Raw genomic sequence first — 15,305 nt, forward strand, 5'->3', positions numbered from 1 at the left:
AACCGAGCTGAATGAACTTCAATCACTGCACTATGACTCGACGAGAAGAGCAGCACCCGACACAAGTGTTCGTTGCGAAGAAGATCGTGACGATGAATCCCATGCAACCCTATGCGACGCACGTCGCGATTCGCGACGGCAAGATCCTCTCGGTAGGCGGCGCTGACGACGTGAAGCAATGGGGCGACGCGGAAATCGTCGATACGTTCAGCGACAAAGTGCTGATGCCGGGGTTTGTCGAAGGCCATTGCCATCTCATGGAAGGTGCGATGTGGGACGCCGTCTATGTCGGCTACTACGACCGCCGCGGCCCCGACGGCCGGCGCTGGCCCGGCCTGACGACGCTGGACGCCGTGATCGAGCGGCTGAAGGCGGCCCAGGCGGAAATGACCTCGGCCGATGCTCCGTTGCTCGCGTGGGGCTTCGATCCGATCTTCTTCGGCACCCAACGCCTGAGCGTGCGCGAACTCGACACGGTGTCGGCCAAGCGGCCCATCGTGATCCTGCATGCGAGCGTGCACCTGATGAACGTCAATTCGGCGATGCTGTCTCTTGCGGGCATCGACGAGGAAACGGATATCGACGGCATCGACAAGGACGGGAGCGGACAGCCGACCGGCGAGTTGCAGGAGTTCGCCGCGATGTTCCCGGTCTACCGCGTGATCGGCGCCGGCCTCTCGATCGCCGCGAGCGAAAGCACGAAGGCCATCTGGAATTTCGGCCGGGTCGCGCAACTCGCCGGCGTGACGACCGCGACCGACCTGGTCAATGACTTCTCCGAACTGGGCAACCGCAACCTGCGCGAAGTCACCGCCAACGAGGATTTTCCGGTGCGCATCGTGCCCGCCTTCGCACCGCAACGCAGTCCCGAAGGCGGCGCGCAACAAGTGCTCTCCGCGATGGAAACCGCGACACCGAAGCTGCACTTCGGGCCCGTCAAGTTCATCGTCGACGGATCGATTCAGGGCTTCACCGCGCGCCTGAAATGGCCCGGCTATCTGAACGGCAAGCCCAATGGCTTGTGGCTGATTCCGCCGAGCCAGTTCGTCGACGTGTTCACGCCGTTTCACGAAGCCGGCCTGCAACTGCACGTGCACACCAACGGCAACGAGGCGACCGAACTCGTGCTCGATGCCTTCGAGCGGCTTCTCACGCTTCATCCGCGACGCGATCATCGGCATACGCTGCAGCACTGCCAGATGGCGGACGCCAGCCAGCTCGCGCGGGCGGCGAGCCTCGGGCTGTGCATCAATTTCTTCTCGAACCACATCTACTACTGGGGCGACGCGCACTATACGCAAACCATGGGCGCGGATCGCGCGAATCGCATGAACGCGGCGGAGTCGGCGCGCCGCCTGGGCATTCCGTTCGCCTTTCATTCCGATGCGCCCATCACGCCGCTCAATCCACTCTTCACCGCATGGTGCGCGTCGCAGCGCGAAACCGCGTCGGGCCGCGTGCTCGGCGCCAATGAACGCGTGCCGGTTGCCGACGCGTTGCGCGCGATCACGCTCGGCGCAGCCTACACGCTCAAGCTGGACCATCTGGTGGGCAGTATCGAAGTCGGCAAATTCGCGGACTTCGCGGTGCTCGCCGAAGACCCGGCCGAGGTCGCGCCGCAGCGTCTCAAGGATCTGGAAGTGTGGGGCACGGTGCTCGGCGGACGCATCTTCCAGGCGCCAGCGGGATGAGTGCGATTCCGCTCGTCGTCATCGGCGGCTATCTCGGCGCGGGAAAGACGACACTGCTCAACCATATTCTGAGCAACGCCGGATCGCGGCGCATCACCGTGCTCGTCAACGACTTCGGCTCGATCAATATCGATGCTTCGCTGATTCGCCAGCGCACCGACGACGTGATCAATCTGGAAAATGGCTGCGTGTGCTGCTCGATCGGCGGCCGGCTGGTCGAAGCGCTGCTTGCCGTGAGTTCGCGCAGCGACGCGCCCGATCTGCTGATCATCGAGGCGAGCGGCGTGTCCGACCCGGTGCGTATCGCGCAGATCGGCTTGCTCGACCGCGCGTTTCGTCTGGACGGCATCGTCGTGCTGGTGGACGCGGAGCGCGTCGAAGAGACGCTGGCCGATCCTTATGTCGGCGACATCGCGCAGCGGCAGATTGCGGGTGCCACGGCCATCGTGCTGAACAAGATGGATCTGCTCAGCGAGCCTTCGCGCGAGGCTGTCAAAGCGCGCGTCGAAGCGCTTGCGAATAGCCGTGTCATCGTGCAAGCGACGCACGCAGCCGTGCAGCTCGGTCTGATCTTCGACCGGCATGTGCTGCCCGCGCGCAACACCGGCGCACTGCCGCTCTCCGCCTCTCCCACGCCGCGCGATTTGTGCAGCTTTTCGTTTACCACCAACGCGTGCCTGAGCCGCAAGAAGCTGAAGGAAGCGCTGCGGAGTTTTTCGGCGAAGCTGCTGCGCGCGAAAGGCTTCGTGCGCCTGGAAAGCGACGGCGCGTTGCATGAGTTGCATGTGGTCGGCAATCGCGTCGTGCTCAGCGCGTCGTCGGCCCGCGCTTGCGCGGAATCGCAGATCGTTCTGATCGGCATGTTCGATCGCGAAGACGAGTTGCACGCGCGAGCGGCGCTGAAAGCCGCTGAAATCGGGCAATGATCTCGGGCGATTGACACGAATGCCGGGCAAGCTAACGCCTCAACTCCGAAACAATCTTCTCCGCCAGAAAATCGCACGGCGGACGATTCGAAGCCGTGCTGCGCGCGAGCACCATTTCCAGCGCGGGGATCTCGGGCAAGCCGTGCGCACGTCCAAGCAGCGTGAAGTGTGCCGGCACCGCGCATCGCGCGAGCGGAACAATCGCCAACCCCGCTTCGGCCATCGACAGCAGGCCCAGCAGACTCGGACTCTCATACGAGGTGCGGTAGGGAATCTTCGCCCGCTCCAGGCTGCGAATCGCGTTCTCGCGTGCGACGCTGCCCGGCAGGAACACGGCGATCGGCAATGGCCGCTCGCGCCATATTTCATCGGCACTCGGCGCCGCCGCCCATTCCATCGGCTCAAGCCGGATGAATTCGCCTGACAAGCCCTTGACTCGCGTTGCGCATACGAGATCGACCGAGCCGTCCTTCACCATCGGCGCGAGTGCGACGCTCGGCAAACCGACGACCTGAATCTCCACCTTCGGATAGGTCGCGGAAAACTTCTTGAGGATCGGCGGCAGCAGCGACGACGCGTAGTCGTCCGGCACGCCGATGCTCACGCGCCCGGTCACGTCCGGCCGGACCACCGCCGCCCACGCCTCGTCGCGCAATGCGAGCATACGGCGAGCGTACGTCAGCAGCACTTCGCCGTCCTGCGTCGGGACCACGTTTCTCGGCTTGCGCACGAACAGCGGCTTGCCCAGCGCGGTCTCGAGCGTCTTGATCTGCATGCTCACCGCCGATTGCGAACGATGCACGACTTCCGCCGCCCGGCTGATGTTGCCGGTGTCGGCGACGGCGACGATCATGGTCATCACGTCCAGGTCGAGGGCTTTCAATGGGTCTGGCATCAGAAAAGTAGATAGATTCGATCAATATTACGCGATTTTCTAAAGTAGCGACATGGGGCATAGTGGCCGCAAAGGAGCCAGTCCATGAACGCCCGTACCGACCTCTCAGTGCTTGCCGTACCCGAACTGTCGTTTGCGACCATCGCATCGGGCATCTGCGTGCCGTACGTCGAGTGCGGAGAAGGCGAGCCGCTCGTGTTCGTGCACGGCTCGCTGTGCGACTATCGCTACTGGAATGCCCAGACCGCAGCGCTCTCGCAGCATTTCCGCTGCATCTCGGTGAGCCTGAGCCACTACTGGCCGGCGAGCGAGGCGTGCATCCAGGGCGAGTTCGGCTGGCAGACGCACGTCGCCGAGCTGGCCGAGTTCATCGAGGCGATCGACCTCGGGCCCGTCCATCTGGTCGGCCATTCGCGCGGCGGCTGCGTGGCGTTTCATGTCGCGCGCGACTATCCGCGGCTCATGAAGACGCTAACGCTCGCGGACCCGGGCGGTCCGCTGCAGATCGACGGCATGCCGGACGCGACGCTGCCCGCCACGACCAATGTGCTGCGTGCGCGCGTCGCCGAACTCATCGAGAGCCAGCAGATCGATGCGGGTCTGGAGCTTTTCGTCGATTCGGTAAGCGTGCCCGGATCGTGGCGCAAGAGCCCGGTTGCATTCCGCACCATGGCGATCGACAACGCGGGCACGCTGCCCAAGCAGCTCCGCGATCCGTTGCCCGCTTATTCCCGCGAAACCGCGCGCGGCGTGCAGTGCCGGACGCTGCTGATCGACGGGCAGCGCAGCCCGCGCATGTTCCGCAACAACATCGAAAAGCTCGCGGAATGGATCGACTATGCGGAGCGGCAAACCATCGCCGGCGCGTCGCACGGCATGAATGTGTCGAACGCCGGCGCTTTTAACCGGCTCGTGCAGGCATTCGTCAGCTTCTGAATCCGGCGTTTCGGTTCAGCATTCGGCATTCCGCAGCGGGGTCGCCGAGAACGTCAGAGGTCGAAGGTGCCGCGATATTGCTCGTCGGCATCCGAACGCGTATTGATTTCGACGAGCACGCCGCCGGGTACCTCGCAGAAAAATCGCGAGCCGCGTTCATGCTTGAAGACGCCGGTTTTCATCACGACACCCGCGGCGGCCATCCGCTCGTAAAGCCCGCGAACCTCGTCGAGGGACGCCAGTTCGAAGCCGATGTGAAAGTTGTGAGGCCATTGCACCGGATGGTCGGCGGCATCATCGATCACGATGTCGAATCCGGGGCGTTTCAGAAACCAGCTCGTTCCTCGCGCGGCAACCGTACAGCCTAGATGGTCCTCGAAGAAGGTGGCGGTGGCGCTCACATCGGATGAAGGGAAGCTCACGTGATTGAGCTTCATGGCGGTCGTGATATCGGTCATGTCGATCTCCGTTGAATCGGATCGCTCGTTGCGTTCCGTACGGAGGATATTACGAGTAAAAGCTCACATTCAATACTCGCATCACCGTGCTCGTGCCATGGGTCGCGCAGGGCCGCGCCACGGGCGTTTCCGGCTGTGCGATGCTAGCGTGCGCGCGGCTTGCTCGCGTTTCGTGCCGGTTGCTGCGACTACCTCGCTTCCAGGAGATGCTTGCGCTGTCGGGGTAGACGACCGGTTGGGATTGCTTCGTGATTGTCCGGTCGACACGACTGTTGCGTTCGTACTATCGTCTTGATCAAGCATGCACACGTCGCTTGATCGAGCGGCCCGGCTCGCACCGAGCGCGTTCGCGTCGCTTTGAGTATGCTTGTGCATGACGCTTCACGGCGCGGCCTTCAACTTGCTGACGCACCGGGAAGTCTTCGACCACCCTGACACGTAAAGGAGTCTCGAATGTCGATTGAAAAAGTCTTGTACCGTGCTCATGCGCACGTCACCGGCGGGCGCGACGGGCGTGCGACGGTTCCCGAGAGCAACCTCGATCTCAAGCTGACCACGCCGAAGGAGCTCGGCGGCGGAGGCGGCGACGGAACCAACCCCGAGCAACTCTTCGCGGCGGGATATAGCGCGTGCTTCATCGGCGCGTTGAGGGCGGTCAGCGCGCGCGAGAAGATCGCCTTGCCGAAGGACGTCGCCATTGACGGCAGCGTCGGCATCGGACAGATTCCCAATGGCTTCGGCATCGAAGTCGAACTGAAAATCTCGCTGCCGGGCATGGACCGCGCAGAGGCGCAAGCGCTGATCGACAAGGCACATGTGGTCTGTCCTTATTCGAACGCGACGCGCAACAACATCGACGTCAAACTGACGCTGGTCTAAGCGGTACGTCAACACGCGCTTTTTTGTGCAAGCAGCGGATGCCGTGTCGCGTAGAGCGGCACGGCATCCGCTGCATTCTTTCGTCGCCCTCGATCGGGTGACAGAATTGTCGCTCGCCAAGCAATCAGACCACCACCCGATCCTTGTCGTGGAACTGCTGCATCCAGTAAGGATAAGGCAGGTGCGGCTGCGAAACCTGATTCAGACGTTCGGTCTGCGCCGCGTTCAACGCGATCTGCTGAGCGTCGAGGTTAGCGGCGAGTTGCTCTGGCGTGCGCGCGCCCACAATGACAGAACAGACTTCACGGCGTGCCAGAATCCACGCCAATGCCACCTGAGCGGGCGACGCGTTCAACTCCGCAGCGATGTCGCACACTACGCGAACGATAGGATCCGCCTTTGCGGGATCGATCGGCGGAAAATTCAGCCTGGTCCGACGCCCGGTTTCGCCGCTGCTTCCCTGCGTGTACTTACCGCTCAGGTATCCGCCCGCGAGCGGACTCCACACCATAAGCGCAACATCGTTCGCCTTTGCCACGGGCGCGATCTCATGCTCGACGTCGCGGCTCGTCAGCGCATAGTGAACCTGATTGCTGACAATGCGAGCCCAGTGCGTGCGGGCGGTAATGCCCTGTGCACGCTCCAGGTCGCCCGCGCTGAAGTTGCAGACCCCGAGATGGCGCACCTTGCCCTGCCTCACCAGGTCGTCGAGAGCACGCAGCGTTTCTTCCAGCGGAACGAGTTCATCGCGGTCGTGCAACTGAAACAGGTCGATATGATCCCGGCCGATACGCCGAAGACTCGTTTCCACCGAGCGCATGATGTGCGAGCGGCCGAGACCGACGTCGTTGTGGCCGGCTCCTGTGCGCAGCCGGACTTTGGTCGCGACCAGCATGCGCGATTCGTCGAGTCCAAGATCGGCCAGCGCCTGACCGACGACCGCTTCAGATTGCCCTTGCGAATAGGCGTCAGCGGTATCGATCAGATTGATACCGCGCTCGACGGCCATCGCGACAAGCCGGGTGGCCTGGGCACGGTCGAGGCCGGCAATTTCGCCCCAGATGCCGGTACCGGCGCCAAAGGTCATGGCGCCAAGACAAAGACGCGAAATGCGCAGCCCAGACCTGCCGAGTGTGCTGTATTCCATAGCGAATCCCTTGATATGAATCCCTCGATGAACGATGAGCGCGGAGCACCCGGCGACGCGGCATCCTGCACGCGTCACCGGATGCGCCCGCGTTAGCCCGCCTGCGAGACGAGGTCGCGCAGAACGATTTCCAGTTCCACCTCGCCCTTGACGACGTCGGCTGGATCGCCTTCGAAGGCGATCCAGCCTTCATTGAACCCGTCGAGCATGCGCATACGCGGCAACGGGTCCTTCGTACCTTGGGAGCGGAACAGCTCGCCCCATGTCTCGCGCGGCACCACCTCCGCCCGAACCGGACGACCCAGCACCCGGGCAAACGTCTCGGCCAGTTCGTTCGGGCTCACACGCTGCGGCCCTTCCAATTCGACGACACGCGCGCCGCGCCACGCTTGCTGAAGCAGTTGCGCGGCAACGCGACCAACGTCCGCGGTCGCGACCATCGGCACGGCCTTGTCGAGCGGCTGCAAAAAGCTGGAGATGATCCCGTTGTCGCGAGCCGGCGCGACGTCCCACGCGGCGTTTTCCATGAACCAGCCGGGACGCAGGAATGTCACGGGCATCGGTAAATCGCGAAGCGCCTGCTCCATCAGCGTACGTTGCGTGAGCAGATTGGTCTCGGTGGCCTGCGCGCCGATCGTCGACAGGCAGACCACCTTGCCCGGTGCCGCCGACTGAAGCGCTTCGCGCACGGCGTCAATGACAGCACGTGCCTCGGGAAAGCCCGGCAACGGATCGAACTCGGACGGCGGCAGAATGAACACGCCTTGCGTGCCCTCGAAAGCGGCGGTAAGGGACGCCGCGTCGTCCATGTCGGCTGTCACCATTTCACACCCGCGCTCAGCCCACGAACGTGCCCGGGCGGCATCGCGTACCACCGCGCGTACCGGCTGGCCCGCGGCGAGCAACGTGCGCGCCACCGCGCCGCCGACCTTGCCTGTTATCCCTGTGATTGCATACATTGCAGCTTCTCCTTGCATAGATAGATGTGTGCCGCTCCGTGAGCGGGGCTTACGCATGTTGCAAACCGTGATACAGCCCCTGCTCGAACTGTCCGTACAGATCCACCACACGAGGGTCGTAGAACGGCAGAATCTGCGTGAACAGCGTGCCGGCCACCTTCCTGACCGGATCGACCCAGAAATAGCTGTTGAGCAGCCCCGCCCAGCTGATGCTGCCCGCGCTACGGCCATGCGGACCGGGCTGTGTGTTGATGTCGAAGGAGAGCCCCCACTTGTGAGGCGTCCCGGGAAACTGATCGAAGCTGTTAGACCACGCCGGCTGCGCCGTTTTCATTTCGGTTACCTGAAGATCTCCGATCTGATTCTGGAACATCGTCGCCACGGTGTCGGCGCGCAGGATTCGCTCGCCACGGTACGTCCCACCGTTCATCAGCATCTGGAGAAGCGCCATGTAATCGCGCGGCGTGCTGAATGCACCGCCGCCGCCCATGAAGAACTCGGGCCGCTGGTTGATCTCGAACGGCGCGGGCTTGAGCGATCCGTCGGGTTGCCGGTTGTGCATTGTCGCGACGCGCTGCTTCTGCGCGCCGCTGATTAGAAATCCCGAATTGCTCATGCCGAGCGGCGCGAAAATGTGCTCCCGGAAGTAGACCTCCAGCGACTGATCCGTCACTGCCTCGACCAGCTTGCCCACCCAGTCCATGCCGATGCCGTACTGCCAGCGTTCGCCGGGTTCGAACTCCAGCGGTGCCTTGAACGCGCCGTTCATCGAGTAGCCGATATCCGGCATGCCGGTCACCTTTTCGTACCGGCTGATGTTTTCGCTCCAGATGCTGTACGTGAAGCCAGACGTGTGAGTCAGCAGATGACGCACGGTTATCGCGTTTCGTGCAGGACGCAGTTTCGGCTGTCCCGATGCATCGAAGCCGTCTAGCACCTGCGGCGACTTCAGTTCCGGAAGGATCTCGCCTGCGGGCTGGTCGAGCCGAAGCCGGCCCTGCTCGATGAGTTGCATGCAGGCCGTGGCGGTGATCGCCTTGGTCATCGATAGCAGCCAGAACACCGTGTCGGGCGTCATTGCCGTACCGGCCTGGGGATTGGCATGGCCTGATGCGCCTTCGTAGACGAGGCCGCGCTGCGTGGCGCCCATCGCCACCACACCGGCTACGGTGCCGTTGTCGACAGCCTCCCGCAAGGAAAGGTCGATCGAGGCAAAGGCAGGGTTGCGGACCAGAACGCGATTGCGCGCCTGATGCACCTGCGCGGCCTCGGTATCGATGCTGGTCAATCCGCCCACTGCGGCGACGGCCAGCAGGCCGGATGCTCGCTTCAACAGATCGCGGCGGGTGAGTTGAACGGTCATCTCCTACTCCCTGGAAATTGGAATGAACAATGATGGGTGTGGCGTGCCAATCAGCGATGTGCGTAAAGCGAATCGAACGGTGCATTCGCGGGGGCCGCCGCTGCGGTGACGCGGTTGCCCGAAGCGGACGAGCCGCTGCGCACACCGCCCACACTGCTGCCGATGATCGACTCGGCGCCCTTCTGCGAGACCACAGCCGCTTCGGCTGCCTGAATGTCGGCGGGGTAATGCGGATCTTTGGCGCGGCCGGGCCGGTAGCCCACGCTTTCCAGTTGCACAAGCTCTGCGCGCACCTGCGCACGAGTGACAGTCGAGCTGGATTCCTGCGCGTATCCAGCGACAGGGAAGGCGATGGCGGCCGCGATGGCAAGCGCGAGATGACGGGTATTCATGGCAATGCTCCTTTGAATCGCTGAGGTTGAAACGACCTGTTGGGATGCATTGTGGGCAAACGCGATGAGAAACTAAATGACACGAATGACACTTGTGAAGTGACTGATGGTTACTAATGAGTCATAGTGCGGTTTTTGACGCACGGTGCAGGGCCAGCCGATAACGGCTTGGCATTCGACTGAACGTCTTCGACCATTAAATGACCAGGAAGCAGCGCCCATGAGATCGTCCAGCGAGAATCTCTCCAGCGGTATCAGCGTATTTGCCGCCGTCGTCGATGCGGGAACGTTCGCAGCCGCGTCCGAATTGATGGGTATGTCGCCGCCCGGGGTTAGCCGGGCAATCGCTCGACTCGAAAGGCGGTTGAAAACACGGCTCTTCAATCGGACGACCCGCGCCGTGTCCCTGACTGAAGCGGGCCGGCGGTTCTACGAGCAGGTCATGCCGCACTTGAGGGGCATGGAGGAAGCCGCCGCGGCCGCGGCAGGAGGCGCCGCGACCGTGCGCGGGAAGCTGCGAATCAATCTTGACCCGGTCTTTTCGCGGATCATTCTGGGTCCGAAGCTCGACGAATTCATGGATGCGCATCCTGAACTCGAACTCGAGTTCATTGCGAGAGATCAACTCGGCGACCTCGTCATGGACGGCTTCGATCTGGCCTTGCGCTTCGGCGAACCTCGCTCATCCAGTCTGATTGCGCGAAAGCTCCTCGACACCGCGGTTGTCACCGTCGCATCTCCCTCGTACCTCGCTCGCCGGGGGCGGCCGGCGGAGCCTCAAGAGCTGAGTCGCGGGGAGCACAGGTGTTTGGAATTCCGGAACCCGGATACCGGAAAGCCGTATCCGTGGGAGTTTCATCGCAAGCGCAAAAAGCTCGTTGTCGAAACGAATGGTCGGCTTACGGTGAATGATCCGAGCGCACTCCTCAACGCGTGTCTGGCTGGCGCCGGCGTCGCGCAGATGCTGCTGCTTGGGGCCGAGCCCCTGATCCGGGAGGGCCGGCTCGTCATCCTGTTTCCAGACTGGCCGGATGAGCGCTTCCCGCTCTATGCGTACCACCCGTCGCGGCACCACATGCCGGCCAAGGCAAGGGTATTTCTTGACTTTATCGTCGCTTTGACGAGTACGAGTTAGCAAGTCGAAATAGTCCCATTCGTTCAGATTTTTTCAACCGACGCTCGACGTTAGCGGTCAAAGCGAACACCTTTTACCTCACGCTTAAGAACACTTAAGGAATCTGGAAGGACGTTCAGCCCGCGCTAGCCTATGATCGCTCAATCCAGGCGAGAACAAGGAGGCGCGTGTGAAATTAAGGGCAACGACCGCGGATTTTGGACTGCTGTATTTACGAGTGACCGCGAGCCTGCTCGTCCTCGTGGTTCACGGCTTGCCGAAAGCCATGCACTACGCGAGCCAGGCAGCGGCGATCGAAGATCCGTTTCACCTGGGTCGAACCGTGTCGATTACATTCGCGATTTTCGCGGAAGTCATCTGTCCGCCGCTGATGATCCTCGGGATCGCGACGCGACTCGCTGCGTTGCCGATCCTCATCGTCACGGTGGTCGCGCTGGCCTTCGTCCATCGCGACTGGTCGCTGGCGGAAGGACAGTTCGCGTGGATGCTGCTGATTCTGTTCGGCACGATCGCGCTTGCCGGGCCCGGCGAGATCCGTTTTGGCGGCCGAGCGGAGCAGCGCGACGGAACAGCCCGGCAGTAAGCATCGCGTTTTCCACTTGTGCCGTTTTCCTCGCGCATCGCCGCCTCACGGCCCCAACAGTTTTTTCAGCCGTGCCTCTTCGAAATCGAGTTCCGATTCGATCCGGTGCAGGGTCTTGTCCTTGATCCGGTTCTCGTCGTGCAACTGAAGCAGCGCCGCGCGGCCCGCCTGGACCGCTCGCAGCCCGAGGTTCAGCCGCGTCAGCCGCAAGTGCACGAGCGTTTCGCCGCCCGTGTGCGCACGCACGTTGCTGTCGATACGATAGCTGTATTCGTCGATCAGCCGCAGCACCACGTCTTCGTTGCCTTTGCATTGCGCGAGGTCGATCTGCTTCAGCGCGTCCAGCGACGCCTGAAACGTGAGGGATCGAGCCTGATATTGCGTGAGATATTTCGATTCGGCGGACGCGTGAGCATCGTTGAAACCGACCAGGCGCGCGAGCGGCGCCAGCGTCAAACCTTGCACGAGGACCGTCACGAAGATCACCGCGAATGTCGAGAAAATCAGCAGATCGCGATCGGCTAGCGACTCGGGCAGCGCCAGTGCAGCGGCGAGACTCACAACGCCGCGCATTCCGGCCCAACCGAGAATCGTCGCCTGCTTGAGGTCGGTTCTGGGCTGGGTGTCACGCGCGCGCGAGAGGAGATATTCGGGCAACGCGATCGCCGCCATCACCCAGACGAACCGCGCGACGATCACAACCGCGACCGTGACGCCGGCCACCACCCACACACGCTCGGGCAGCCACCACGAGAACGTGTGTCCCGCATCGAGCTTTGCCAGCGTACCGGGCAGCGACACGCCGATCAGGATGAACACGAGCGCTTCCAGCACAAAGACGACGACGTCCCACGTGCCCGTGGTTTTCAGCCGCGTGGTCGCGTCGAGTGTCATGTGCTGGCACAGTCCAACGATCAGGCCGCACACCACCACCGACAGCACACCGGAGCCATGCAGGCGTTCACCGAGCAGATACGCGGCCCACGCAGCGAGGAAGGTCAGCACGACGGCCAGATGCGCGTCTTCAAGCCAGCCGAGCAGCTTGATCGTTGCCCAGCCGATGAGCGCGCCCGTTGCGATGCCGACGAGCGAAAGCGTCGAAAAGGTGAGGACGGCGTCGCTCGCGCTGAAGGTGCCCGCCGCCAGCGCAACCAGCGCGAAGCGATAGATCACGAGCCCTGACGCGTCGTTGACGAGGCTTTCGCCCTCGAGCACGGTGACCAGCCGCTCCGGCAACGGCAACTCGCCGAGCAGGGCTTTGGCCGCCACCGCATCGGGCGGCGACACGATCGCGCCGAGGGCGACGCACGCGGCCCACGGCAACTGTGGATCGACCCAATGGACGGCGCACCCGACGCACGCAGTCGTGAAAATCACCGACCCGAGCGCCAGCGACGCGATTGGCGCTGTCTCGCGGCGAAACTCTCGCCAGGCGGTATAGAACGCACTGGACATCAGCAGCGGCGGAATCAGCACGACCATGATGACGTCGGGGTCGAACGCAACGACGGGCGCATCGGTCGCGAAGCCGATCGCCGCACCGCCGACCAGCAATACGGCAGCCGACGGCAGATTGAAACGGCTGGCAATGAGCGATAGCACGCACGCGCCGAGCAGTACGAGAAGCAGGCCTTCGAAGAATACGATGTGGTTCATCAGTGGGCGCTCAAGGGTGCGGTGGCGGCCGGCCGTTGCCGAAACCGTTATGCTTGCATATCGTAATGTACAAACATTTTCAGCCGCCCATGAAGCCCACCTTTGCAACCCGGCAAAAATACGCCGCGAGACTTCGGCGTTATTCCCTCAGCGCCGCAACCATAATCGTCCATGCAGGAAAGTCGGAACGAATATAACGCTCCTTCACGGCTCTGAAATCACCGGGTTGTGACGCGATGTCCACGTGATACGAATCTAGTTCGACGAGGTCGCTTTCGGGTAATCGCAGGCGCTCAATCTTCACAAGTCAAGACGCAACCGTGGTCCAACCTCGACAAAACCCACGGACAGATAGAACGCAAGCGTCCGGCTCCAACGGGGCTGACCGGGAGCGCCCACGTCGAGTCGTTTCCATCCGCGCTCCTTGCCGAACCTCGCGGCTTCGCAGACCAGCGCCGCGGCCAATCCACCAGACCGGCATTCGGGTCGGACATATAGCTCGGTAATCTGTCCGAAGGCCCCTCCCGCGTATATTGCCATTCCTTCTGTCATTAGAAGTACGCCTACGGGACTATCCCCTTCGAGCGCCAGATATCCGAAGCAGCGACTCGCTTGGGTCAGAACGGCTTCAGCGATAGACACTCGATCCGCGTGTTCAAGTTCGCCATTGTGAAGCTCCACAAGAAGCGCATCCACGAGGTGCGCAACGGAACGTGCATCTGTCGGTGCAATAGGGCGAATATGCATCAACGCAGTCTCCTTTGCTATCTCGCGCGGCACTGCCAAAAAGCCGTTGACTTGCCACTCATGCGTGGCAATGCCTCATATAATGGCAACAAGTAGTCATCTTTGAACTGCTCCTTCATTGAAGGCACCATGCCAAAAACTCAGAGTCAGCCACCCGCTGAAGAATCTCCGGACATCGAGGTAGCAGAGAAGCAGACGGACCCTGCAGTGGAGAAAGTGTCCCGTGCTCTGGCTGCACAGATTCATGCTTTCCGAACCTCAGCAGGAATCGCTTCGGGCACCCTCGCGAAAATGGCCGGCATTTCCCATTCGATGCTCTCAAGAATCGAAAAAGGAACGGCCACTCCGTCGATAGAAACGCTTACGCGGCTGGCCAATGCGTTGGGCAAACCTGTATCGCGCTTTTTCGTCGATCAGAGCGAGCGCCACGACTGCTCGTTCGTACCCGCGGGACAAGGCGTGACTGTCGACAGGGAAGGTTCGTCGTATGGCCACATCTATCGGCTCGTTGGCCACGTATTGTCAGGGAATCTCTCCGTGGAGCCGTATGTCGTTACGCTCGACGAAAAGTCCCAGCCGTGGTCAACCCACCAGACAACGGGTATTCAGTTCCTTCACGTACTCGAAGGCAAGATGAAATACCGTTACGCCAATCGGCTCTACGACCTGAAACCCGGCGACAGCCTGCTGTTCGACCCGAATGCGGCGCATGGTCCGGAAGAAATCGAAAGCGTGCCGGTCAAATTTCTCGCAGTGTTCTTCAACATCCGCGAATACAGCTAGAAAATAGAGGCCGTAGCCTCTCGCAACCACCCTATCGCACGCACCGGTTTATCGTTGCGACCGCTGCAGTTCTGCGAATTGCTTTGCCACCGCGCTTTCTCGACTGGCGACAATCTCTCCCGCTCCAACGCGCTCTCGGCCGTACACGATCCAGGCGTCATCGGGCGAACCGATCGTGGCATCCACTCGCAGCGTCTCCGGTTGCGAGTCGAAATAGTATCGATAGACCAGCGCGGAATCGCATTCTCCCTTCATCAGTCGCTCGAAAGCCACCGGAATCGAGACTGCGGGAATCCGCCTGGAATACGCGCCGAGGTCGACGTAGTCATCGGTTGCGGGAGAAACGAGCGAGATGGTTTCCGGCTTGTCCACGTCGTTACGCGTGAGAATCGCCAATGTCTGACTCGGCGAGATGAACGTGTCGACAACGAACCGCTCACGGAAATTACTGCCCATCACACGCGGGGTATCCGGATGAACCGCGCACTGAATGAGATAGTCGATTTCGTCGGCGTCAAACGCAGCTAGCGCGTCGTCGAAATTATCAAAGAGTTTGACTTCCGCCTCGAGGCCGTGGAATTCAATGTAACGACGCGTCACATACTCGTGGTTCGTTCCGGATGGGCCAAGGGTGCCAAATCTGATTGTGGCCATGCTTTACTCCTGAAGATCTGCGGGATACCGTTTTATTGTGGGCGAAGCGTCTCGACCTCTTTGAAAAGTTCGAGTTCTCGCGCATGCCTAACATGACATAT

Annotated in this window: 16 protein-coding genes; 7 read left to right on the forward strand and 9 right to left on the reverse strand. The window is 61.8% G+C overall.

Translation table 11 applies throughout. The features are described from left to right. Positions 1 to 32 precede the first annotated feature (32 nt). Both P0D73_RS01530 and P0D73_RS01535 read left to right on the forward strand, forming a co-directional pair. Complete coding sequence (locus P0D73_RS01530; protein WP_408429254.1) at positions 33 to 1,691, forward strand: amidohydrolase; 1,659 nt, start codon at positions 33 to 35, stop codon at positions 1,689 to 1,691. Beyond that, entirely contained in the window at positions 1,688 to 2,617 is a 930-nt protein-coding gene (locus P0D73_RS01535) for a CobW family GTP-binding protein (RefSeq protein WP_408429257.1), read from the forward strand. Before P0D73_RS01530 ends, P0D73_RS01535 begins: the two co-directional genes overlap by 4 nt. Positions 2,618 to 2,648: 31 nt before the next feature. Here P0D73_RS01535 and P0D73_RS01540 read toward each other — a convergent pair whose 3' ends face one another. Next, the gene (locus tag P0D73_RS01540) at positions 2,649 to 3,512 is read right to left on the reverse strand and encodes a LysR substrate-binding domain-containing protein (RefSeq protein ID WP_408429259.1); all 864 of its coding nucleotides are present in this window, start codon (positions 3,510 to 3,512) and stop codon (positions 2,649 to 2,651) included. Positions 3,513 to 3,596: 84 nt separating this feature from the next. On the opposite strand from P0D73_RS01540, the gene P0D73_RS01545 reads away from it, so the two are divergent. Continuing rightward, on the forward strand, positions 3,597 to 4,448 hold the full coding sequence (locus P0D73_RS01545; RefSeq protein ID WP_408429261.1) for an alpha/beta fold hydrolase: 852 nt from the start codon (positions 3,597 to 3,599) through the stop codon (positions 4,446 to 4,448). A gap of 53 nt (positions 4,449 to 4,501) precedes the next feature. On the opposite strand, the gene P0D73_RS01550 is transcribed toward P0D73_RS01545, so the two are convergent. Beyond that, the gene (locus tag P0D73_RS01550) at positions 4,502 to 4,906 is read right to left on the reverse strand and encodes a VOC family protein (RefSeq protein ID WP_408312016.1); all 405 of its coding nucleotides are present in this window, start codon (positions 4,904 to 4,906) and stop codon (positions 4,502 to 4,504) included. Between the two features lie 453 nt (positions 4,907 to 5,359). Between P0D73_RS01550 and P0D73_RS01555 the strand changes: the two genes are divergently transcribed. Continuing rightward, entirely contained in the window at positions 5,360 to 5,785 is a 426-nt protein-coding gene (locus P0D73_RS01555) for an organic hydroperoxide resistance protein (protein ID WP_408249109.1), read from the forward strand. A gap of 124 nt (positions 5,786 to 5,909) precedes the next feature. Here the strand turns inward: P0D73_RS01555 and P0D73_RS01560 are convergent, their stop codons facing one another. From P0D73_RS01560 to P0D73_RS01575, 4 genes are all read right to left on the reverse strand, one after another. Further along, entirely contained in the window at positions 5,910 to 6,932 is a 1,023-nt protein-coding gene (locus P0D73_RS01560; RefSeq protein WP_132378004.1) for an aldo/keto reductase, read from the reverse strand. Positions 6,933 to 7,024: 92 nt separating this feature from the next. Continuing rightward, positions 7,025 to 7,891: an NmrA family NAD(P)-binding protein gene (locus tag P0D73_RS01565; protein ID WP_408175127.1), complete on the reverse strand. Its 867-nt coding sequence runs from the start codon at positions 7,889 to 7,891 to the stop codon at positions 7,025 to 7,027. Between the two features lie 49 nt (positions 7,892 to 7,940). Then, positions 7,941 to 9,254: a serine hydrolase domain-containing protein gene (locus P0D73_RS01570; protein WP_408429265.1), complete on the reverse strand. Its 1,314-nt coding sequence runs from the start codon at positions 9,252 to 9,254 to the stop codon at positions 7,941 to 7,943. A 50-nt stretch (positions 9,255 to 9,304) separates the two neighbouring features. Next, the gene (locus tag P0D73_RS01575; RefSeq protein WP_408429267.1) at positions 9,305 to 9,646 is read right to left on the reverse strand and encodes a DUF4148 domain-containing protein; all 342 of its coding nucleotides are present in this window, start codon (positions 9,644 to 9,646) and stop codon (positions 9,305 to 9,307) included. A gap of 220 nt (positions 9,647 to 9,866) precedes the next feature. Between P0D73_RS01575 and P0D73_RS01580 the strand changes: the two genes are divergently transcribed. Both P0D73_RS01580 and P0D73_RS01585 read left to right on the forward strand, forming a co-directional pair. Then, entirely contained in the window at positions 9,867 to 10,781 is a 915-nt protein-coding gene (locus tag P0D73_RS01580) for a LysR family transcriptional regulator (protein ID WP_408280827.1), read from the forward strand. 169 nt (positions 10,782 to 10,950) lie between these two features. Continuing rightward, positions 10,951 to 11,364 (forward strand): DoxX family protein, encoded by a 414-nt coding sequence (locus P0D73_RS01585; protein ID WP_408280824.1) that lies wholly within the window; start codon positions 10,951 to 10,953, stop codon positions 11,362 to 11,364. Between the two features lie 45 nt (positions 11,365 to 11,409). On the opposite strand, the gene P0D73_RS01590 is transcribed toward P0D73_RS01585, so the two are convergent. After that, positions 11,410 to 13,020 carry a Na+/H+ antiporter gene (locus P0D73_RS01590; protein WP_408280821.1) on the reverse strand — a complete coding sequence of 537 codons (1,611 nt, stop codon included), beginning with the start codon at positions 13,018 to 13,020 and terminating at the stop codon, positions 11,410 to 11,412. A gap of 300 nt (positions 13,021 to 13,320) precedes the next feature. Continuing rightward, positions 13,321 to 13,767 (reverse strand): GNAT family N-acetyltransferase, encoded by a 447-nt coding sequence (locus P0D73_RS01595; protein ID WP_408281450.1) that lies wholly within the window; start codon positions 13,765 to 13,767, stop codon positions 13,321 to 13,323. A gap of 102 nt (positions 13,768 to 13,869) precedes the next feature. Here P0D73_RS01595 and P0D73_RS01600 point away from each other — a divergent pair, with 102 nt between their 5' ends. Continuing rightward, positions 13,870 to 14,550, forward strand: a complete 681-nt coding sequence (locus P0D73_RS01600; RefSeq protein ID WP_408311991.1) for a helix-turn-helix domain-containing protein — start codon at positions 13,870 to 13,872, stop codon at positions 14,548 to 14,550. A 48-nt stretch (positions 14,551 to 14,598) separates the two neighbouring features. Here the strand turns inward: P0D73_RS01600 and P0D73_RS01605 are convergent, their stop codons facing one another. Continuing rightward, positions 14,599 to 15,204 carry a hypothetical protein gene (locus P0D73_RS01605; RefSeq protein ID WP_408280816.1) on the reverse strand — a complete coding sequence of 202 codons (606 nt, stop codon included), beginning with the start codon at positions 15,202 to 15,204 and terminating at the stop codon, positions 14,599 to 14,601. Positions 15,205 to 15,305: the final 101 nt, after the last annotated feature.

The sequence above is a fragment of the Paraburkholderia sp. RL18-101-BIB-B genome, assembly GCF_046026985.1.
Lineage (GTDB): Bacteria > Pseudomonadota > Gammaproteobacteria > Burkholderiales > Burkholderiaceae > Paraburkholderia.